Source organism: Roseomonas mucosa ATCC BAA-692 (genome assembly GCF_000622225.1).
Lineage (GTDB): Bacteria > Pseudomonadota > Alphaproteobacteria > Acetobacterales > Acetobacteraceae > Roseomonas > Roseomonas mucosa.
Genome location: NZ_JHWD01000030.1, coordinates 1 through 21624, shown reverse-complemented (window position 1 = coordinate 21624; position 21624 = coordinate 1). Strand labels below are relative to the sequence as shown.

Here is a 21624-nt window from a genome sequence, read left to right as displayed (position 1 = left end):
CATGTCCGGCAAGGCGGCGTTGCGGGCGCTCCCCTCGGTGGACCGCGTCCTTTCCCTGGCCGGGGCGGCCATCACGCGTTTCGGCCGGGCCGAGGTCACGGAAGCGGTGCGCGCGGCGCTGGCCGGCCTGCGGCGGGACCCGCCGGCACCGGATGTACCCGACGCTGCCGCAGTGCTGGCCCTGGCGGAAGCCCGCCTCGCCGTGCGGGACCGCTCCAACCTGCGGCCGCTCTTCAACCTGACGGGTACGGTGCTGCACACCAATCTCGGCCGCGCCCTCCTGGCCGAGGCAGCGATCGAGGCCGCGGTGGCGGCCATGCGGGACGCGGTGGCGCTGGAATTCGATCTCGGCACGGGGCGGCGTGGCGAGCGTGACGATCATCTCCGGGGCCTGCTGCGCGAACTGACCGGCGCGGAAGACGCTACGGTCGTCAACAACAACGCCGCCGCCGTGCTGATCACCCTGAACACCCTCGGCGCCGGGCGAGGAGCCCTGGTCTCGCGCGGGGAGCTGATCGAGATCGGCGGCGCCTTCCGCATGCCCGACATCATGGCCCGCGCCGGGGTGCGGCTGGTGGAGGTCGGCACCACCAACCGCACCCATGCCCGGGACTACGAGGATGCGCTCTCGCCCGAGATCGGGCTGATCCTCAAGGTGCACCCCTCCAACTACCGGATCGAGGGCTTCACCAAGGCGGTGGCGGGTGCGGAACTCGCCGGCATCGCCCGGGCGGCCGGGGTGCCGATGCTGAACGACCTTGGCTCGGGCACGCTGGTGGACCTGTCGCGCCTCGGCCTCGCGAAGGAACCGACGGTCCGGGAGGCGGTGGCCGAGGGCGCGGACATCGTCACCTTCTCCGGCGACAAGCTGCTGGGCGGGCCGCAGGCGGGGTTCATCGTCGGACGCCGGGACCTGATCGCCGCGATCAACCGCAACCCGATGAAGCGGGCGCTGCGCCTGGACAAGATTCGCCTCGCGGCCCTGGCGGCGACGCTGAAGCTGTACCGCGACCCCGACCGCCTGATCGAACGCATGCCGACCCTGCGCTTCCTGGCGCGCCCCCTGGCGGAGATCGAGGCCCTGGCCCAGCGCCTGTTCCCGGTTCTGTCGGGGCTGCTGCCGCCCGGCTTCACCGCCGAACCCTGTTCCTGCCGCAGCCAGATCGGTTCCGGCGCGCTGCCGGCGGAAACCATCCCCAGCGCCGGGCTACGGTTGGCCGCACCGGATGGGGTGGGGCTGGACCGGCTCGCCGCCGCCCTGCGCGACCTGCCGCGGCCGGTGATCGGCTATCTGCGCGACGGTGCCCTGGTGCTCGACCTCCGGACCCTGGAGGACGAGCCCGGCTTCCTGGCCAGCCTCGCCGCCATGCCCACCGATGCGCTGGCTTGAGCGTCTGCGGCGTCCCGGCACGCCGCCTGCTCCCGATCCGCTGGCCGAAGCCCAGGCCGCTTTCTCCCGGGGTGAGTACGCGACGGCCCTGGGGCTCTGGGAACCCCTGGCCAGGGCCGGCGCCGTGGAGGCGCAGGCGGGGATCGGTCTCTGTTTCCTGCGGGGCCTCGGCATCCCGGCCGATCCGCCGCTGGCGGAGAAATGGCTCGCCCTGGCCGCGGCCGGAGGCCATGCCCGGGCACAGCGCGAACTCGCAACGCTTCTGCGACAGGGTGCCGAGGGGGTGGAGGCTGATCCCGCCCGGGCGACCGGGCTTTACCGGGCGGCGGCGGAAGGCGGTGATCCCATCGCCCAGGATATCTGGAGCCGGATGCTGCTGGAGGGGCAGGACGGGGTCGCCATGGACCTCGCCGAAGCGCGCCGCTGGGCGCTGGCGGCCGCCGGGGCGGGCATCGCCCCCGCTATGACCCGGCTCGGCATGTTCCACCACAATGCCCAGGGGGTGGAGCGCGACGTGGCGGAGGCCGCGCGCTGGTGGCACAGCGCGGCGATCCGGGGCGATGCGGATGGGCAGGCCATGCTCGGCGCCGCCCTGCATCTGGGGGCCGGCATCGCACCGGACCGCGTGGCGGCCATGGCCTGGCTGCTCCGGGCCACGCGCGGCGGCAGCGACCTGGCGAGGCCCTTCCTGACTGCCGTCCGCGCCTCCCTGACACCAGCGGAGCTTTCCCTGGCCCTGGCCCGCTCCTCCGAGCCGCTGCCGCCAGTCAGCGGGGGCGTGGCATGATCGTCGGAACCGCCGGCCATATCGATCACGGCAAGACCGCCCTCGTGCGGGCCCTGACCGGGGTGGAGACCGACCGCCTCAAGGAGGAGAAGGCCCGGGGCATCACCATCGAGCTCGGCTTCGCCTATCTGGCGGAGGCCGGACGCAGCATCGGCTTCGTCGATGTCCCGGGCCATGAGCGCTTCGTCCACACCATGCTGGCCGGCGCGAGCGGGATCGACTTCGCCCTGCTGGTGGTGGCCGCCGATGACGGGCCGATGCCCCAGACGCTGGAGCATCTGGCCATCCTGGACCTGCTGGGCCTGCGGCGGGGGGTGGTCGCACTCAGCAAGGCGGATCTGGCGGACCCGGCGCGGCGGGATGCCGTGACGGCGGAGATCCGCGCCGTTCTGGCGCCGACCGGTCTGGCGGGGGCGGAGATCCTGCCGGTTTCCACGGTGACCGGCGAGGGGCTGGACCGCCTCCGGGACATGCTCTGGCAGGCGGCGGCGGACACGGCGTCGCGTGGGGAAGCGGGGGCCTTCCGCCTGGCGGTGGACCGCAGCTTCGTCCTGGCGGGGACTGGGACGGTGGTGACGGGAACGGTCCTCTCGGGCGCCGTGGCGGTGGGCGATACGGTCATGGTCAGCCCTGTCGGCCTGCCGGCCCGGATACGCTCCGTCCATGCCCAGAACCGGCCCGCCGAACGCGGCGTGGCGGGACAGCGCTGCGCCCTGAACCTGACCGGGGAGGGGATCTCCAGGGATGCCGTCTCGCGCGGCGACATGATCCTGGACCCGGCCCTGCATGCCCCCACGGCCCGGATCGACGCCCGGCTGCGGCTTCTGGACAGCGAGCCGAAGCCGGTTGGCAACCTGCTTACGGCCCGGATGCACCATGCGAGCGCGGAGGTGGGGGTTCGCCTCGTGCCCCTGGAGGGTGCCATCCCTCCCGGCGGCCAGGGCCGGGTCCAGCTCGTGCTGGAGCGGCCCATCGTCGCCGCAGTGGGCGACCGCTTCATCCTGCGCGATGCCTCGGCGCAGCGGACGATCGGGGGAGGGCGCTTCCTCGATCTGCGGGGCCCCACGCGCAAGAGGCGGACGGCCGAGCGGCTGGAGCAACTCGATGCCACGGCGCAGGCGGAACCGGCCGAGGCGCTCCGGCAACTGCTCGCCTTGCCGCCGTTTCAGGTGGAACTGTCCGACTTCGCAAGGGATCGCGCCCTTTCCACCGCTGAGCGCGAGACGCTGGCCGCTCTGCCGGAACTGATCGGCATCAAGACCGGCGATCTCCATGTCGTGATGGACCAGGACCGGTGGCAGGTCTTCCAGGCCTCGCTGCTGGCCGAACTGGCACGCTTCCACGAGGAAAATCCCGACCTCCAGGGAACCGGCCGCGAGCGGCTGCGGATGCTCCTGCAGCCCCGGCTGCCGGTGCCCGTCTTCCGGGCCATCCTGGAAGAGGAAGCCAGGGCTGGGCGGCTGGTGCTGGAGGGTGCCTTCCTCCGCCTTCCTGGCCATGAGGTGCGCCTGGGACTGGAGGACGAGGACCTCTTCGCCCGCATTGCCCCCCTGATCAGCGGCACCAACCGTTTCCGCCCGCCGAGGGTGCGGGATCTTGTTCCAATGGTCGGCGCGGAGGAGGTGGAGATCCGGCGCCTGCTGAAGCTCTGCGCGCGGCTCGGCCGGGTGGATCAGGTCGCCCATGACCACTTCTTCCTGCGCGCCACGACCGCCGAGATGGTTGAGATCGCGCACGATGTCGCCGCCTGCGCGTCCGACGGGACCATCACGGCCGCGGCCTTCCGCGACCGGATGAACAACGGCCGGAAGGTCGCCATCCAGATCCTGGACTTCCTGGATCGCCATGGAGTGACCCTGCGCCGGGGCGATCTGCGCCGCATCAATCCCCACAGGAACGACCTGTTCCGGACTTATGCCGCGACCGGGCCCGATTCCCAGCCTGCCCGACTGGCCCAGGACCACGGATGACCCGCCCGCCATGACCACGCCTGCCGAGACGGATTTCGACGACTGGCTGATCGCCACCTATGGCGAAGCCGGTTCCTTCACCATGCTCTTCGTGTTGCTGCGGATCGCCGAGAGCACCGTGGAACCTCTCCGCTCGGCCTATCTCCATGTCGTGGGGGACGAGACGCGCTGGCCGGACATGGTCTCGCTTTTCGCCGGCGCCCGGGTGCCATGGGAGGCGGTGGTCTTCTTCCGGGCCGGGCGGGAAGGGCTGGTCGAGGACCGGGAGGCCAAGGCCCGCCTCGCTTCCTTGACGCGCGGCCTCCATGAGGACCGTGGCCTGATCCGCGAGGGCGAATTCTTCAACGCCGAGGGCCTGCGGCTGCGGCTGGACCCGGCCTGACGCAGCCGGGCAGAGGGCATCCGTCCCACCCGGCCGACAGATCCCGGGCCGGGTGGACTGAACCGGTCAGCAGTTCGGCGCGGCTTTCTTCGGTGCGCTGATCGGATCGAGGCCCCGGGCCGTCACCGGTTGCCAGGTGCGTGACTGCGGCGTCTTTCCGCTGGACTGGGTGCCGATAAAAGAGCCGCCGGTCCCGCCGCTCCAGCCTGTATTGCCCGCATTGCCAGGGGCGGTGCTGTCGCTCCTGCCCCTGGCGGGCTGCGTTGCCGGCTGGGATTCGGTCGCACCCTGGCAGCCCGCATTGCTGTCCAGGCTCTGCTTCGAGGGCGGTGTGCCGCTCTGCTGGGCCACGGCCGCCGTGCCGAGGCCAAGGATCAGGCTCCCGGCGATCCAGAACGCTCCTGAACGCATCGTCATTCTCCCATGGAGGGGGACCGGCCGTGCCATCCCGGCCGCCACACGATCCCCTTGGATTCCTTCATCGCTGACAGGAAAGCGTGTGGCGGTCCGCCGGGTTTGCCCAGGCGTGCATGAAAGACACCGGCATCCGTCAGGCGACCGCCACCCGCGCCTCGCCCGGCTCGGCACGGCCGACGATGCGAGCGGCGGGATAGCCCGCCTCCCGGATGTCGGACAGGATGCGGGCCGCTTCCGTCTCCGCGCAGGCGACGAGCAGCCCGCCCGAGGTTTGCGGATCGGCCAGCAGCCGGCGCCGCCAGTCCGGCAGGCCGGCCGGCAGCGCGATCCTGTCGCCATAGCTGGCCCAGTTGCGGTCGGAGGCGCCGGTGATGAAGCCGCGCTCGGCCAGCGCGGCGGCGTGGGACAGCCAGGGCAGGTCATCGAGCCGCAGGGTCAGGCACAGGCCGGAACCCTGCGCCATCTCCAGCGCGTGCCCCAGGATGCCGAAGCCGGTGACATCGGTGATGCCATGCACGGCGGGGTCCTTGGCCAGTTCCGCGCCGACCCGGTTCAGCAGGGTGGTGGAGGCCAGCATCTCGGCATAGGCCCCGTCCGGCAGGGCGCCCTTCATGATGGCGGCGGAATAGATGCCAACGCCCAACCCCTTGGTCAGGATCAGCGCATCGCCCGGCTGGGCTCCGGCATTGCGGCGCACCTGGGCGGGATGGCAGAGGCCGATCACCGCCAGCCCGTAGATCGGCTCCGGCGCGTCAATGGAATGGCCACCGGCCACGGGAATTCCGGCCTCGGCGCAGACCGAGGCGCCACCCGCCAGGATCCGCCGGATCACCGCCGGTTCCAGCTTGTTGATCGGCATGCCCAGGATGGCCAGGGCCATGATCGGCTGGCCGCCCATCGCATAGATATCCGACAAGGCGTTGGTGGCGGCGATCCGCCCGAAATCCTCCGGGTCGTCCACCATCGGCATGAAGAAGTCGGTGGTGGCGATCACCGCCAGATCCTCGTTCACCTGCCAGACGGCGGCATCGTCCGAGGTCTCGGTCCCGACCAGCAACTGCCGGAAGGGACCGGCCATGGGCTGTTCGGACAGGAGCTCCCGCAGCACCGCCGGGGCGAGCTTGCAGCCGCAGCCGCCGCCATGGGCGAGTTCGGTCAGGCGGATCGTGGGATCGGACATGGAAGCCTCCACAGTGCGGTCCATCGGCTTCCAGAAAGCCTACATCCGGCACCGGGTCCGGAGAAGGGCACGCCGGCCGATACCCCGCCCGCCCTTGGTCACGCTGTGGGCATTGCGGCGGTTGCGGCCACGACGAGCATGGCCACGGTGTCTCCTCCCCTCCGGGCGTCCCGGCCCTGACCCGCGGTTACAGCGCCGGCTGCTGGCTGAAGCCCAGCGGCGCCTTGCTTGCGCCATCCCGGCGCGGCACCGCCTGCTGGCCGTTCAGCATGAAGGCACTGAAGAAGTCGGCGATCCCCGCATGGTCCTCCAGGGACAGGACATGCGCCACGTGCTGGTCCGGCCTGACGATCACCACGCACCCATGCCCGCGGTCGATCCCGCGAAGGTCGAAGATATCCTGGCCATTCGCCACCACCGGGCAGAACATCTTCTCGTGGTCCACGAGGCCATGGCGCCCTTTCGCCGGGCGCAGCAGGGCGGGCATGGCGCCGAAGGCCAGCTCGCGGTGCGGCTGCTGGAAGATCGCCCGCAGGTCGATCACCGCGTCGATGTCCTCTCCCTCCGGGGTATGGCGCCGGATCGGCGAGGCCGCGTCCCCTTCCAGGAACCGGCAAAGCGCCTGGATGCGGGATGACGGGGCCGCCGGGTCCTCCGCCGCCGCAAAGGCGAAGAGACGCCAGCGGCCATCGGCCTGCACCGTGTGACCCAGATGCATCGGCTTGGCATCCGCCAGGCGGATGACCGGCGCGGAGTGGAAGCGCATGCCGATGGCGAAGCCTTCCGCGAGATGCTGGTGCGTCGCCGCCCCGGTGATCGCCGAAGGCGCGTAGCGCATCGCCGTGCCAGCCGTGAAGCGGCCCTGCTGCACGAAATATGCCTGGAACTCGGCCGGATCGACGCCTTCGCTGTCCGGGTCGTGGGGGTCCTTGGGCGGCAGGGACAGCATCCGGGCCAGCTTCCGGTCGAAGGCGATCAGTTCTTCCGCCACGGCGTGGCGTTCCACTGAATAGGTGGCGAGCAGCGCGGGATCGACCTGCCCCCGCAGTACCGCGGCCAGCTTCCAGCCGAGGTTGAAGGCATCCTGCATGGAAACGTTCATGCCCTGCCCGGCCTTGGGGCTGTGCGTATGGCAGGCATCGCCGGCGATGAAGACGCGGGGCGGGCGCGTGGCCTTCGCCGCCGTTGGCACATCGTCGAAGCGGCCGCACAGGCGCTGGCCGATCTCATAGACGGACCACCAGGCCACCTCCTTAACCTCCAGCGTATAAGGACTGAGGATGCGCCGCGCGGCCGCGATCAGGTGATCGACGGTGATCTGGCGACTGGCGACACGCTCGTTCTCGGCGAGCTTGTCCATCTCGATATAGAGCCGCACGAGATAGCCGCCCTCGCGGGGGATGATCACCATGTTCCCCGCCGCCGAATGGATCACGCATTTCAGGCGGATATCGGGAAAGTCGGTGACCGCGAGCACGTCCATCACGCCCCAGGCCTGGTTGGCGGAGGCGCCTTCCAGGCTGAGGCCGATCTCGCGCCGCACGGCGCTGCGGGCGCCATCGCAGCCGACCGCGTAGCGGGCCCGGATGGCCTCCACCTCTCCCTCATGCCCGGGATCGAGGCGCTCGAAGCGGGCCGTCACGGGGTGGGAAACATCCGGCTCCGTCGAGACCTCCAGGCTGGCGAGGCGGCGGTGGTAGTCCGGCACGATGGGCGAGGCGCCGCGCCGCATCGTCTCCAGGTAGAAGTCATGCACCCGGGCCTGGTTGAGGATGACGTGCGGGAACTCCGAAAGCCCCTCCTCCGTATCCCGGATGCGGTCGCTGCGATAGATGGCGTCGCGCCGGGTGCTGTCCGGCTTCCAGAACACCAGCTCGTTGACCCAGTACGCCTCGCGCAGCACACGCTCGGCGAAGCCGAAGGCGTTGAACATCTCCATCGTGCGGCAGGCGATGCCATCGGCCTGGCCCAGCATCAGCGGACCGGCCTTCTGCTCCACGATGCGCGTCGAGATCCCCGGGAAGGCCGCCAGCTGCGCCGCCAGTGTCAGGCCGGCCGGGCCGCAGCCGACGATCAGGACATCGGTCGTCCCGGGCAACGGCGCCGGCGTGGCACCGGGGACAGGGGGATCGACCCTGGCGGCTTCCGGATCGCCCGTGTGGAAGCCATTGAGATGGAACTGCATGCTCACTCCTCCCTGGATTGCCAGCTTCGGCGGGGGGACGAGCGGCGCCGGATGCGAGTGGCATCGGCAGAGCGGGCCCGTCACGCCCTTCCGTATGGCTTACCCCATAGAAAGGATGAACACATAAAGTATGTATGCTGTCAATCTTCTTCCGGGACCCGCCCCACGAATTTCTTGAGCAGCGCGATGAACTGAGCCTGTTCCGCTTCCGAAAGGGAATGCATCATCTCCGCCTGGGCGGCCAGCACCCGGTCCTTCACGGTTTCCAGCAGGGCGCTTCCATCCACGGTCAGGGTGATGGTCTTGACGCGCCTGTCCTGGCGCGACGGCTGGCGCGCGATGAGGCCCTTGGCCTCCAGCCGGTCGAGCACGCCGCCGAGTGTCGCCCGGTCAAAGGCGATCAGGTCCGAAAGCCGCGTCGCGTCGATCCCTGGCTGGGAGGCAATCGCCACCATCGCGGCATACTGCACCGAGGTGATGTCGAAGCCTGCCAGCCGCGCCGTGAAGATGGCGCCCGAGATCTGATGCGCCCGCCGGATCAGGTGGCCGGGCATCTCGTACATGGATCCGATGGGCATCAGGCTTTCCGTGGCGGTTGGGACGGACCCAGGCTCTAGAGCAGATCGCAGCAACGGGGGAAGGGATCGGGCGTGGTGCCTTCTCCCGGGTCAGCAGGCTTGCTCCTGAGTCAGGGCGGCGGACGAGCCCGGCTGCACGAACCGCGCGGCCTCGGCCCGGATGCCCGAAAGGATATGCCGGCGGGTGAGCTGGACCCGCTGCGTGTCATGCGTGTCGGGATGGGAGATCAGCCAGTAGCTCCGCAGGAAGCGTATCTCCGGAAGGACGCGCCGCAGCTCGGGGAAGGAACCGGCGGCATAGTCGTGCAGGATGCCGACGCCATGGCCAGCCCGGACGGCTTCCATCTGGGCCACCACGCTGCCGCATTCGTAGCGTGCACCGATCACGCGGCGCAGGGCGGCGGCGTAGTCCAGGGCGCGGCTGTACACGTAGTCCTCGACATTCGTGACGAAGAGGCGGCCCGACAGTTCCGCCGGCCGGGCGATCGGTCCGGTGCGTGCGAGATAGGCTTCCGAGGCATAGACGCTGAGGGTGTAGTCGGTGAGCTTGGTGACGATCAGCCGGCCCTGCTCGGGGCGCTCCAGCGTGATCGCCAGGTCCGCCTCGCGCCGCGACAGGGAGAAGGTGCGGGGCAGGGGCACAAGCTGGATGACCAGGCCGGGATTCTGTTCCGCCAGCCCGGCCAACTGCCCCGCCAGCACGTAGTTGCCGAGACCGTCCGGCGCCCCGATGCGGACGGTGCCGCTGACGGCCCCTTCCATGCTGTTCAACTGGGAGCCCAGCCGCAGGAACTCGGACTCCGCCCGCTCCGCCGTGGCGAGCAGGGCCTCACCGGCACTGGTCAGCACGCAGCCCTGGTTCCGGCGGTCCAGCAGCTTGGCCCCGATCTCGCGCTCCAGGGCGGAGATCTGCCGGCCCACGGTGGCATGGTTCAGCTTCAGTTCCCGGGCGGCGGCCAGGATCTGCCCCGCGCGTGCCACGGCCAGGAAAATCCGGACACGGTCCCAGTTCATGGGGTGACATCAATTCCCGCACATCGAGGGTGCAATTCTGCCCATTGATGTGCGTTCGGTCGAGCCTTATCGCAGGATGCGCCGGTGGCGCCACGCCGTTCCGCCGGGAGAATGGGAGACGAGACGCATGGCCACCTGGATTCCGCATTTCATCGGCGGCGAGAGCTTCGAGGGCCGCGGCGGCCGCACGGCCCCGGTCTACAACCCCGCCACCGGCGAGCAGACGGGGGAGGTCCCGCTGGCCAGCGCCCGCGACGTCGATGCCGCGGTGCAGGCGGCGCTGAAGGCCTTCCCGGCCTGGGCCGCCACTCCGCCGCTGCGCCGCGCCCGTATCCTGAACAGGTTCCTGGCCCTGCTGGAGCGCGATGCGGACCGCATCGCCGCCGCGATCACCGCCGAGCACGGCAAGGTTCTCTCCGATGCCAAGGGTGAGCTGACGCGCGGCATCGAGGTCGTGGAGTTCGCCACCGCCGCGCCCCAGCTGCTGAAGGGCGAGGTGACGGAGAATGTCGGCACCCGCATCGACAGCCACTCCCTGCGCCAGCCGCTGGGCGTGGTCGCGGGCATCACGCCCTTCAACTTCCCGGCCATGGTGCCGATGTGGATGTTCCCGGTCGCCCTGGCCTGCGGCAACTGCTTCATCCTCAAGCCCTCCGAGCGTGACCCTTCGACCAGCCTGATCCTGGCGGAGCTTCTCGCCGAGGCCGGGCTGCCGCCGGGCGTGTTCAGCGTGGTGCAGGGCGACAAGGAGGCGGTGGATGCGCTGCTGCAGCATCCCGGCATCAGCGCGGTGAGCTTCGTCGGCTCGACGCCCATCGCGCGCTACATCTACGAGACCGCCGCGAAGACGGGCAAGCGCTGCCAGGCGCTGGGCGGCGCCAAGAACCACATGGTCATCCTGCCGGACGCCGACATGGATCAGGCGGTGGATGCGCTGATGGGCGCGGCCTACGGCTCGGCCGGCGAGCGCTGCATGGCGATCTCCGTGGCCGTGCCGGTCGGCGAGCGCACGGCCGAGGCCCTGATCGCGAAGCTGGAGCCCAAGGTCCGCGCCCTGAAGATCGGCCCGGGCACCGAGGCCGATGCCGAGATGGGGCCGCTGGTCACGCGCCAGCACCGCGACAAGGTGCGCGGCTATGTCGATGCCGGCGTGAAGGAGGGCGCGACGCTGGTGGTCGATGGCCGCGACTTCCGCATGCAGGGCTACGAGGACGGCTTCTTCATCGGCGGCACGCTGTTCGACCATGTGACGCCGGAAATGTCGATCTACCGCGAGGAGATCTTCGGCCCTGTCCTCTCGGTGGTGCGCGCGGGCGATTACGCCGCCGCCGCGAAGCTCATCAACGAGCATGAGTTCGGCAACGGCACCTCGATCTTCACCCGCGACGGCGAGGCAGCGCGGGAATTCGCCCATGGCATCCAGGTCGGCATGGTCGGCATCAACGTGCCCATCCCAGTGCCGATGGCCTTCCATTCCTTCGGCGGCTGGAAGGCCTCGCTCTTCGGCGACCACCACATGCACGGGCCGGAAGGCGTGCGCTTCTACACGAAGCTCAAGACCATCACGACCCGCTGGCCCTCGGGCGGCTTCCGCTCCGGCGCGGAATTCGTGATGCCCACCATGGGTTGATCCTGGCCGGCCCGGGTACTGGCCCGGGCCGGCATTTTCGTGCGCGATCGTACCGTTGGTCGGGGTGGGTTCGGCCGGCGATCGGCGGGTCCTTCCGACAATGTCGCTCCCATGCCGGACGGAAGGAAACACCCGCGGCACGGCCGCTGACAGGCGCTGGGGAAGGCTTCAATTTCACGGAAGGGTCATAGGCAACCCGCTTGATCCGGCAGGGCGCGCATGATCAGGGTCAGCCCGCCGGCCATGCCGCCTGTAGGGAGATCCGGATGGAATACGCCCGTCGTTTCAAGTTCCTGGTCTGTGCCCCGGCTTTCGACGAGGCCGATCTGGAGGGCGCCCGGCTGCGGCAGATCCTCACCGAGATCGAGGGCATGGGGTATGCCGTGCTGCGGGCCCGGCGGGACGAGGATGCCGAGCTGGTGGTCCGCACCGATGCCGCGATCGGCTGCGTTGTGGTGGACTGGGGCAAGAAGGGCCTCCAGGGCAAGGCGGCGGCCCTGATCTCGCTGGTCCGACGGCGCGGTACGGAGGTGCCGATCTTCCTGCTGGTGCGCCGCCGGCGGCTGGAGGACATTCCGGTTGATGTGCTGGACGATGTGGACGGCTTCGTCTTCCTGGCCGAGGAAACGCCGGAATTCATCGCCAAGAACCTCGTTTCCCGGCTGCGGCAGTATGCGGAGACGCTGAAGACCCCCTTCTTCGGGGCGCTGGTCGATTACGCCGAGCAGGGCAACCAGCTCTGGACCTGCCCTGGCCACAACGGCGGCATGTTCTACAGCCGCAGCCCGATCGGGCGGATCTTCGTCGAGCATCTGGGCGAGGCGGTGTTCCGCGACGACCTCGACAATTCCGTGCTGCAACTTGGCGACCTGCTGACGCATGAGGGTCCGGCCCTGAAGGCGCAGCGCGAGGCGGCGAAGATCTTCGGGGCCGAGCGTACCTACTTCGTGCTGAACGGCACCTCCACCTCCAACAAGATCGCGCTGAACGCCCTGCTGGCCGAGGGCGACCTGGTGCTGTTCGACCGCAACAACCACAAGGCGGCGCATCACGGCGCGCTCTTCCTCAGCGGCGCCCTGCCGATCTTCGTGGAGACGGCGCGCAACCCGCATGGGCTGATCGGGCCGATGCTGAAGGGCGCGCTGTCGGAGGAGCGGCTGCGCGAGGCGATCCGCACCAACCCGCTGGTGAGCGATGCCGAGGCCTGGCGCCGGCCGCGCCCCTTCCGCGCCGCGGTGATCGAGCAGTGCACCTATGACGGCACGATCTATTCCGCCGAGGAGGTGCTGAACCGCATCGGCCATCTCTGCGACTACATCCTCTTTGACGAGGCCTGGGCGGGCTTCATGAAGTTCCATCCGCTCTTCCGCGGCCGCTTCGGCATGGGGCTGGAGAAGCTGGGCCCCGACGCGCCGGGCATCCTGGTGACGCAGAGCACCCACAAGCAGCTCGCCAGCTTCTCCCAGGCCTCGCAGATCCATGTGAAGGACAGCCATCTCGGTGAGCAGCGGCGCCGCGTCGGGCACCGCCGCTTCAACGAGATGTACCTGCTGCACGCCTCGACCAGCCCTTTCTACCCGCTCTTCGCCTCGCTCGACGTGGGCGCGCAGATGATGAAGGGCCGTTCCGGCGAGGTGCTGTGGGACGACACCGTCCGCCTCGGCATCGAGATGCGCAAGAAGCTGCGTTTCACCGCGCGCGAGATGGCGGAGAAGGAGGTGGACCCGGCACGCCGATGGTTCTTTGAACCCTTCGTGCCGAAGACCGTGAGGCTGGATGGCGTGCCCACGCCCTGGGAGGAGGTGCCGACCGATCTGTTGGCTGCCAATCCCGAGCACTGGGAGTTCCGCCCGGGCGAGGACTGGCATGGTTTCGGCGATGTGCCGGCGGGCTGGGCGATGACCGATCCGAACAAGCTGACGGTGCTGACGCCGGGCTTTACCGATGGCGGCTATGCCCGGCATGGCGTGCCGGCTCCGGTGGTGGCGGAGTATCTGCGCCAGAACCGCATCGTGCCGGAGAAGAACGACCTGAACAGCCTGCTTTTCCTGCTCACGCCCGGCAGCGAGAGCAGCAAGGCAGGCACGTTGCTGTCCCATCTGGTCACCTTCAAGAAGCTGCACGACCAGAACGCGCCGCTGGAGGAGGTCATCCCCGGCTTCGTCGCACGGCGGCCGAAGCGCTATGCCGGGCTACGCCTGCGCGAGCTCTGCGCGGAGATGCACGACTTCTACCGAGCCCAGGATGTCAGCGGATTGCAGGCCGCGCAGTTCCAGGCTGGGCACTTCCCGGAGATGGTGATGCCGCCGCACGAGGCGGTGCGCGAACTGGTGCGGAACCGGGTGGACTACGTGCCGCTGGACGAGTGCTTCGGCCGCGTCGCGGTCACGCTCTGGCTGGTCTATCCACCCGGGATCGCCACGGTCATTCCAGGCGAGAGGCTGGGCGAGGCTTCACGGCCGATGATCGACTACCTGAAGGCCTTCGAGCGGGCGGCGAACCGCTTTCCTGGCTTCGAGAACGAGATCCAGGGCCTTTACCGGGAAACCGATCCGGACGGGCAGGTGCGCTTCTATACCTATGTGTTGCGGGAGACGGCCTAGCGACCCGCAGTTCCAGGATCGCTCTGCCTTCCACGGGCACCCGGCCGCGAGGCCATCATGGGCCGTCGCAGCGCGCTTATGCGCTGCCCTGGTTTGCATCGAGTGCCTGCTCGATGGCCTGGCAGGCCCAGTTGCCGGCCTCGGTGCTGTGGCCCATCACGACGACCTTGCGCCCGGCTCTTACGATGGCAGCGAGGCCGGCCAGAACATGCTCGGGCATCGCAGCGCCGGGAACCAAGCCCTGGGGCAGGAGCCAGAGGCGGTCTCCCGCGTCTATCGTGTTCCCAGGCTCATCCAGGTTGTGCAGCACAGCCTGGAAGATGCATTCCGTGACAAGGCCGAGCGAAAAAGCAGGCCCGCTGCCCATGACGAGCTTGCCATCGCCATCGTAGACGGCGCCACTTGGAGCCTCGGATCGTTCGCCTGAGGGCATGCAAATCATATTCTCTGACAGTTGAGGAAACCTCCACGAGAGAAGTCTGCTGTTGTCCATCTCTCGTCAGGCCTGGAATGCGCTGGGGTCTCGCGGAGGTTTTCGGCTTTCGGGAAGATCCACGGGAACATTCAGGTCCGTAGGTCAACGATCGCGGTGCACGGACAAAGCATCAGACCACTCAATAACGGAATCCTGGCCTTCTGACAGTACGGCAGGATCGAAAAACCGGTGTCCGAAGCTAACCGATAATAACGCCCGTCCGAAACGTACCTGAAGCCCAGCACGTAGGTTCTCGATGTCGTAGTCCCAAGGAGGCGCGACCTCTGCGCGGCGCCATGTCCCGGCCTCGGGCGTTTCGAGGGTGCGAGGCTGTATCATTACCGGTCCTGACCGGCAAACCGTGGCAGTGCCAGCGTGGCTAGGGCAGGGCGGGAAGAACCCGTAATGCCTCCAAGGCTGTTCCTGCCGATGGCATCTTCCTGATCAGCCTCAAGGCCGGCAGCGTGGGCCTGAACCTGACAGCCGCCGATCCGTGGCGGAACCCGGCGCTCGAGGATCAGTCAGCGACCGGGCACACCACATCGGCCAGGATACTGGCGGACATCCTTCCGGGGAGAAGTGGAAGGCACGACGGAACGGCCAGCCGATGGGGGCGGGTGGAGGAGTTCAGGAGGGAGGCGGTCCGGTCATGGGCATCATGGCGGCTGCACGGTCGGATGAAATTTTTTGTCCATTTTGAGCAATTATCATTGCGTGTTTTGTGCATATAAATGATAGAAGAAGCCACCGTAACACCCTGGACAGGTGGAAGCGCACGTGTGGACGGCCATCTCTCAAAGAAGTCAAGAAAACGGCGCTCTGTCGGCGCAAGCATTGCCGTTGCTCTGTGCATTCCACATGGTCATGCCATGAGATGCGCGATTCGCGCAGTTTACCCTTCGACTTGTACTCCGCTCTCGGACATGGACAGCATCTGGCTTTGCCGGCCGACGCGGTCCGCGAAAAACTGACAAGCCTGCTCCAGAGCCTGAAACACGAACAAGAACAGAGGAAACACCCCCCATGAACCGTCGCACCCTGCTCGGCACCGTCCTGGGCTCCACCATCATGGCATCCCCCTCCGTGATCCGGGCCCAGAAGCCCTGGCCGGAGCGGCCAATCCGTTTGATCGTTCCCTACCCGCCGGGCGGGGCGACGGACGTGCTCGCCAGGCTCTATGCCGAGCAAGCCAGCAAGACCCTCGGTCAGCCCGTGGTGATCGACAACCGGGCCGGCGCCAGCGGCAATATCGGCATCGATGTGGTGGCGAAGTCGCCTTCGGACGGAGCCACTTTCGGCGCAGCAACGGTAAGCAACTTCTCCATCAACCAGTTTCTGTACCGAAACGTACCCTACGATGTCGAGAAGGATCTCCGCCCGGTCGCGTTAGGCTGGGAGTTCCCCAACATCGCAGTGGTGGCGCCGGGCAAGGTGCAGGCCAAGACACTTGCCGAGTTCATCGCATGGGCCAGGGCCAAGAAGGGCGGCATCACCTATGGTTCCACCGGCGTTGGTACGACGACGCACCTTTCATCTGCCATGTTGTTCAACCGCATTGGCGTGGAGGCGGTTCACGTGCCTTTTCGCGGTGCAGCCCAGACCATTCCGGCTCTGATGAGCGGTGACGTGGACTTCGCGTTGGACGGCGTGGCCTCTTATCTGTCGTTGGTGCAGAGCGGGCAGATGCGCGCGCTCGCCGTAACCTCGGCTGAGCGCTGGCCGGCTCTGCCGGAGGTTCCCACCATGGGACAGGCAGGTCTGGACAATTTCGTCGTCACGGTCTGGGGCGGCTTCGTTGCGCCAGCCGGCACGCCGGACGCGATCGTGGAGAAGTTCGGCCTGGCCTTGAAGCAGGTGGTGGATGATCCGGTACAGGCGGAACGCTTCCTGAAGGTCGGCGCCAAGCCGATCTGGAGCACACCCGCCCAGGCCGCGGAGCGAGCGGCGCGCGAGCGTCCGATGTGGCGTCAGCTCATCGAGGCCTCGGGCGCGCAGGCTGATTGAGGAGCCGGGCAATTCCCGGGAGCACCGCAGCGCCGGCAGGCGTTGCCCGATGGAACGCCGATTCCGGCAATGGCCAAGCGGAGCAGGAAACCATGATCGAAGCCCATCGTCGGGGTCTGCTTACTCTTGCCGCGGGAGGATGCGCGGCGCTCGTCAGCCGACCTGCCTTGGCGCGCTGGGAAAGTATCCAGCGCTACCCCGAGGCCGCGTTCGAGAACCTCGACGCCTCCTTCGCAAAGTACCGGCTGGATGCCGCGGCAGTGGAGCAGCTTTGGACCGGGGCGCGGTGGAGCGAAGGGCCGGTCTGGCTCGGCGATCAACGTTGCCTGATCTGGTCCGACATTCCGAACGACCGCCTGCTGCGCTGGCACGAGACAACCGGGACAGTCGACGAGTTCCGCAGGCCTGCCGGCTTCTCGAACGGCAACACGCGCGACCGGCAGGGGCGCCTGGTCACATGCGAACATGGCGGACGCCGCGTGACCCGCACCGAGCCGGACGGAAGCATCACGGTGATTGCCGATCGCCACGACGGCAAGCGGCTGAACTCGCCCAACGACATCGTCGTGAAGTCCGATGGCTCCATCTGGTTCACTGACCCACCCTTCGGGATTCTCGGATTCTATGAAGGCGAGAAAGCCGAGCCTGAGCTGCCCACGAACATCTACCGCGTTGATGGACGTACCGGGCAGCTCTCCGTGGTGAGCAACGAGGTGGGACGACCGAACGGCCTGGCCTTCTCGCCCGATGAGAAGCTCCTCTACGTGGTCGAGGCATCTGCCAATCCCCGCGTCATCCGCGTCTTTGACGTCATCGAGGATGGAACGAAACTCGCGAACAATCGCGTCTTCATCCAGGCCAAGGCGGGTGAGAGGCCGGACGGCTTCCGGGTCGATGTTGAAGGAAACCTCTGGTGCGGCTGGGGAATGGGGGAAGCCATGGACGGGGTTCGCGTCTTCAACAAGGGCGGGCAACCGATCGGACATATCCATCTGCCCGAGCGTTGCGCCAACCTTGCCTTCGGTGGCCGGCACCGCAACCGCCTCTTCATGGCAGCCAGCAAGTCCCTCTACGCCGTTTACGTGAACGCGCAGGGCACCCCCTACAGTTGATGGCCAGCCCGCTTCCAGTTTCCCGAGGAACCGCCGCATGCTAAACCTGACGAACCCGATCGGCCTGATCCGTCCCGAGACGATCGAATTCGGTTCTGGCACTGTTTCCGCCGCTGGGCGCTGGGCCAAGGCGCGGGGGCTGCGCTGCGCCCTTGTCATCTCCGACGCCTTCAATGCCGGCCGCACGGACGTGCTGGAACTACCGGGCGACGTGCATGTCTTCGGCGAGGTGAAACCCGAGCCGGACGTCGCGAACCTCGACAAGGCACTGGCCATGGCGGCGAGGGTGAAGCCGGACCTCGTGGTGGGCTTCGGCGGTGGCAGCGCCATGGACCTCGCGAAGCTGGTGGCGGTGCTGACCGGCAGTGCCCAGACACTGCCCGAGGTGGTGGGACCGGACAAGGTGGACGGCCGCGCCTGCGCGCTGATCCAGGTGCCCACCACCTCCGGCACCGGCAGCGAGGGCGGCATCCGGGCGCTGGTCACCGATCCGGTGACGCAGAACAAGCTGGCTGTGCAGAGCCTGCATATGCTGGCCGATCTGGCCGTGGTTGACCCAGATCTGACGCTGACGGTTCCGGCCGCGGTGACCGCTGCCACCGGCGTGGACGCCATGGCGCACTGCGTGGAGGCCTTCACCAACAAGAAGGCCCATCCGCTGATCGACCTCTACGCTCTGGAGGGTATCCGTCTCGTCGGCCGCTACCTCGGGCGGGCCGTGGCCGACGGCTCGGACAAGGAGGCGCGCGCCGGTCTTTCCGTTGCCTCGCTCTACGGCGGCTTCTGCCTGGGCCCGGTGAACACCACGGCGGGCCATGCGGTCGCCTACCCATTGGGAACGCGGCACCACGTCGCGCACGGCCTGGCCTGCGCGGTGATCTTCCCCCACACCCTGGCCTTCAACGCGCCGGCGACGGCAGGGAAGACCGCGCTTGTACTGGAAGCACTGGGTCTGCCCACTGCCACTGACGAGGCATCCGTGCGCGGCGCCACCTATGGCTTCTGCGCCGGTCTCGGTATCGAGATGCGCCTTTCCCGCCTGGGCGTGCCCGAGGAGGATCTGGAGACCATGGCGACCGAGGCGCATGCCATCCGCCGGCTTCTCGATAACAATCCGCGCGACATGAGCCGCGAGGACATCCTCACCCTTTATCGCACCGCCTTCTGAAGCAACGCGACGCGCACGGAACAGGAGTTCCCCTTATGGCGAAGATCACGGGCCCTTGCGTGGCCATCGTTACTCCGTTCAACCAGGACGAAACCATCAATGCCGATGCGCTGCGCCGTCAGGTAAAGCGGCAGGTCGCCGCCGGTAATGGCGTCTTCTGCGCCGGCACCAACGGTGAATTCTATGCGCTCTCCTTTGACGAGAAGGTCCGGGTCGCCGAGCTCTGCGTGGAAGCCGCCGGGGGCGCAGTGCCGGTTCTGGCGCATATCGGCGAGGTCTCAACGAGCCAGACCATCCTCCTTGGCAGGAAGATCGAGAAGCTTGATGTCAAGGCGCTCTCGGTCATCACGCCCTCGATCCTCGCCTGTAGCCAGGATGAGCTGATCGCGCATTATCGTGATGTCGCCGATGCGCTGACGAAGCCCATCTATCTGTACAACCTTCCCGCGCGCACCGGGAACACCCTTCAGCCCGAGACGGTGCGCGTGCTGGCCGACCACCCGAACATCGTTGGCATCAAGGACAGCGCCGGCTCACAGGAGAGCCTTGATGGCTACCTTGAGATAGCCCGTTCGCACGATGCCTTCGACGTGCTGGTCGGTCCGGACTCGCTCGTGCTGCACGGTCTGACCCATGGTGCCGCGGGATGTGTGTCGGGCTTGGGCAACATCTCGCCCGTGACCCTGAATGCCATCTGGGCTTCCTTCTCCAAGGGGGACAGTGAGGCCGCCGGAAAGCACCAGGCGCACTACAGCGAACTGCGCAAGGAGCTCTATGCTCATGGCTTCGCGCCGACCATGGTCAAGCGCTGCCTGACCCTCGCCATGCCTGAGGTTGGCGCCAGCCGCCGCCCCGCGATGGTCTCGGCCGAAGTGGAAGAGAGGATCCGTCCGATCTCCCGCAAGTGGGCGGAAGCGACGGAATGAACAGGGGCAGCACTGCCGTTGCGCGGCGTATCTGCGCTTTGCTGCAACCGACATCCTGCTCGCTTATGGCCGCGAGATCTTCCTGATCAATGACAGCTCGGCGGCGCTGCACGGAGGAACATGACAGGAGAACGCGGTATCGATCCTCGGCTGAGCCATCGGATTCGTGGTTACCGTCATGGCCATCTGGTACGCGGGCTCGTTCGTGGCGGCGTCGGCGCTCTCCGGCTTCCGGGCTTCTCAACTATGTCAGCTGCTGCGTGAAGTGAATCCGGTACAGATCCCCACCTGATCAGGCAACATAGAAGCGGACGTATCGCCGTTTCCCCAAGCATGGATCTTCGATTGATGACGCACACTGTCGTAAGCCTGGGAGGTCCCATGGCGCCGGAAGGAGAGAAAATTCTCCGTGATGCCGGTTTGGACGTGGTCAGCACGGATCCTTACCCTGCGAAGGACGCCGTCAAGGCATTGCTTGTGAAAACACAAGCCAGCGCCATCGTCGTGCGCCTTATAGAGCGGGTCGATGAGGACATCATGAAGGCGACACCGTCGCTGAAGGTGATTGCCAAGCATGGTGCCGGCACGAATGACATCGATGTCGCTGCCGCAAAGTCGCTCGGCATTCCCGTCCTGGCCGCCGTGGGCGCCAACGCGCATTCGGTGGCGGAACACGCGCTGGCCATGATCCTGGCGCTTGCGAAGGACCTCCGCAATCAGGATGCCTATGTGCGCGCTGGCGGTTGGGACAAGAAGAACTATGTCGGCTTCGAACTGCGTGGTCGCAGGCTCGGCCTGATCGGCCTTGGGATGATCGGGCGCTATCTCGCCGGTTTCGTTCAGCCCCTCGGCATGAATGTCCAAGCTTACGATCCATTCGCGGGAGACGATGCCTTCACAGCAGGCATTGACCGCGCGACGACTATCGACGACTTGCTCGCACAAAGCGACATTGTTAGCCTTCACTGTCCTCTCACCCGTGAAACAGAAGGCCTGATTGGTGAGCGCCAGTTCGGCCTCATGAAGCCGGGCGCGATCCTGGTGAACACAGCGCGTGGCGAAGTGGTGGATGAGGCTGCGCTACTCGCGGCCCTGCGTGATGGGAGGATCGCTGCCGCTGGGCTCGACAGCTTTGCAAGCGAGCCACCGGCAAAGGACAACCCTCTTTGGTCGTTGCCAAACGTGTTGGTTTCGCCGCACTGCGCCGGTGTCACGGCCGAAGCTCGGCGGGAGGTTTCACTGATGACCGCACGGAACATTCTGGACATCATCAGAGGAAGCGAAGTCCAGCGGAGGTTCCTGGTGCAGGCTTGATCGTCCTGCCTCTGTTGCAGCTTTTGTGGCCGCTGGACTTGCTTCGGTTTAGTGGAGAGGTGTTGGATCAGTTGGCGGCCATCTTCTCGAACTGGGCCGGGCTTGTGAAGTCGAGCGCGGAGTGGCGCCGGACAGGGGTGTAGAAACCATCGATGGTGCGGCCGATGGCCTGCTCGGCATCCTGGCGTGTTTCGAACATGGTGCGCCAGACGAGTTCCGACTTCAGCGTCTTGAAGAGGGTCTCGACCATGGCGTTATCGTAGCAATTTCCCTTGCCCGTCCTCGAGATCAGGATACCGTGCTTTCGGAGTTCCGCCTGGTAGTCGGCGGAGCAGTACTGGCTGCCGCGATCGGCATGGTGGATCAGCCCTGGCGCCGGGCGGCGCATAGTGAGGGCCTTAGAGCGCCTAACTAAACCCGGTATGATGCGTTTCTGTGGGCATGGCGAAGCCTTTGGTTTCTGATGATCTCTGGGCGGCGATTGAGCCG

The 21624-nt window shown here is 67.4% G+C and carries 18 protein-coding genes; 11 read left to right on the top strand and 7 right to left on the bottom strand.

Features of this window, described 5'->3' with window-relative positions; genetic code table 11:
• The first annotated feature begins 1 nt into the window (after position 1).
• From selA to BT98_RS0117610, 4 genes are read left to right on the top strand one after another with little or no spacing between them, the layout of a single operon-like run.
• Positions 2-1390, top strand: coding sequence for an L-seryl-tRNA(Sec) selenium transferase (gene selA, locus BT98_RS0117625; protein ID WP_027297344.1), 1389 nt, complete (start codon positions 2-4; stop codon positions 1388-1390).
• Positions 1377-2177 carry a tetratricopeptide repeat protein gene (locus BT98_RS0117620; protein WP_019462834.1) on the top strand — a complete coding sequence of 267 codons (801 nt, stop codon included), beginning with the start codon at positions 1377-1379 and terminating at the stop codon, positions 2175-2177. Before selA ends, BT98_RS0117620 begins: the two co-directional genes overlap by 14 nt.
• Positions 2174-4147 (top strand): selenocysteine-specific translation elongation factor, encoded by a 1974-nt coding sequence (gene selB, locus BT98_RS0117615; protein ID WP_019462833.1) that lies wholly within the window; start codon positions 2174-2176, stop codon positions 4145-4147. Before BT98_RS0117620 ends, selB begins: the two co-directional genes overlap by 4 nt.
• 10 nt (positions 4148-4157) lie before the next feature.
• Positions 4158-4529, top strand: a complete 372-nt coding sequence (locus BT98_RS0117610) for a hypothetical protein (protein WP_019462832.1) — start codon at positions 4158-4160, stop codon at positions 4527-4529.
• Positions 4530-4595: 66 nt separating this feature from the next.
• On the opposite strand, the gene BT98_RS26735 is transcribed toward BT98_RS0117610, so the two are convergent.
• From BT98_RS26735 to BT98_RS0117590, 5 genes are all read right to left on the bottom strand, one after another.
• Positions 4596-4940, bottom strand: a complete 345-nt coding sequence (locus BT98_RS26735; RefSeq protein WP_081798643.1) for a hypothetical protein — start codon at positions 4938-4940, stop codon at positions 4596-4598.
• A 139-nt stretch (positions 4941-5079) separates the two neighbouring features.
• Complete coding sequence (gene selD / locus BT98_RS0117605; RefSeq protein ID WP_026033515.1) at positions 5080-6126, bottom strand: selenide, water dikinase SelD; 1047 nt, start codon at positions 6124-6126, stop codon at positions 5080-5082.
• Between the two features lie 187 nt (positions 6127-6313).
• The gene (locus BT98_RS24925) at positions 6314-8311 is read right to left on the bottom strand and encodes an FAD-binding monooxygenase (RefSeq protein ID WP_019462830.1); all 1998 of its coding nucleotides are present in this window, start codon (positions 8309-8311) and stop codon (positions 6314-6316) included.
• Positions 8312-8451: 140 nt separating this feature from the next.
• On the bottom strand, positions 8452-8889 hold the full coding sequence (locus BT98_RS0117595) for a MarR family winged helix-turn-helix transcriptional regulator (RefSeq protein ID WP_019462829.1): 438 nt from the start codon (positions 8887-8889) through the stop codon (positions 8452-8454).
• A gap of 90 nt (positions 8890-8979) precedes the next feature.
• A complete protein-coding gene (locus BT98_RS0117590; RefSeq protein WP_019462828.1) occupies positions 8980-9903 on the bottom strand; it encodes a LysR family transcriptional regulator in 924 nt (307 codons plus the stop codon).
• Positions 9904-10030: 127 nt separating this feature from the next.
• On the opposite strand from BT98_RS0117590, the gene BT98_RS0117585 reads away from it, so the two are divergent.
• On the top strand, positions 10031-11533 hold the full coding sequence (locus BT98_RS0117585; RefSeq protein ID WP_019462827.1) for a CoA-acylating methylmalonate-semialdehyde dehydrogenase: 1503 nt from the start codon (positions 10031-10033) through the stop codon (positions 11531-11533).
• A 266-nt stretch (positions 11534-11799) separates the two neighbouring features.
• Complete coding sequence (locus BT98_RS0117580; protein ID WP_019462826.1) at positions 11800-14136, top strand: Orn/Lys/Arg family decarboxylase; 2337 nt, start codon at positions 11800-11802, stop codon at positions 14134-14136.
• Positions 14137-14212: 76 nt separating this feature from the next.
• Here the strand turns inward: BT98_RS0117580 and BT98_RS0117575 are convergent, their stop codons facing one another.
• A complete protein-coding gene (locus BT98_RS0117575; protein ID WP_076970271.1) occupies positions 14213-14569 on the bottom strand; it encodes a hypothetical protein in 357 nt (118 codons plus the stop codon).
• Between the two features lie 1065 nt (positions 14570-15634).
• On the opposite strand from BT98_RS0117575, the gene BT98_RS0117565 reads away from it, so the two are divergent.
• The 5 genes from BT98_RS0117565 (at position 15635) to BT98_RS0117545 (ending at position 21135) form a co-directional block, all read left to right on the top strand.
• On the top strand, positions 15635-16615 hold the full coding sequence (locus BT98_RS0117565) for a Bug family tripartite tricarboxylate transporter substrate binding protein (RefSeq protein WP_019462823.1): 981 nt from the start codon (positions 15635-15637) through the stop codon (positions 16613-16615).
• A gap of 167 nt (positions 16616-16782) precedes the next feature.
• The gene (locus BT98_RS0117560) at positions 16783-17727 is read left to right on the top strand and encodes an SMP-30/gluconolactonase/LRE family protein (protein ID WP_019462822.1); all 945 of its coding nucleotides are present in this window, start codon (positions 16783-16785) and stop codon (positions 17725-17727) included.
• A 37-nt stretch (positions 17728-17764) separates the two neighbouring features.
• A complete protein-coding gene (locus BT98_RS0117555) occupies positions 17765-18895 on the top strand; it encodes an iron-containing alcohol dehydrogenase (RefSeq protein WP_019462821.1) in 1131 nt (376 codons plus the stop codon).
• A 35-nt stretch (positions 18896-18930) separates the two neighbouring features.
• Positions 18931-19821 carry a dihydrodipicolinate synthase family protein gene (locus BT98_RS0117550; protein ID WP_019462820.1) on the top strand — a complete coding sequence of 297 codons (891 nt, stop codon included), beginning with the start codon at positions 18931-18933 and terminating at the stop codon, positions 19819-19821.
• A gap of 381 nt (positions 19822-20202) precedes the next feature.
• The gene (locus BT98_RS0117545) at positions 20203-21135 is read left to right on the top strand and encodes a hydroxyacid dehydrogenase (RefSeq protein WP_237719412.1); all 933 of its coding nucleotides are present in this window, start codon (positions 20203-20205) and stop codon (positions 21133-21135) included.
• A 67-nt stretch (positions 21136-21202) separates the two neighbouring features.
• On the opposite strand, the gene BT98_RS0117540 is transcribed toward BT98_RS0117545, so the two are convergent.
• Positions 21203-21624 (bottom strand): integrase core domain-containing protein (locus BT98_RS0117540; protein ID WP_244881540.1); only part of this gene is annotated, 422 nt, incomplete at its 5' end.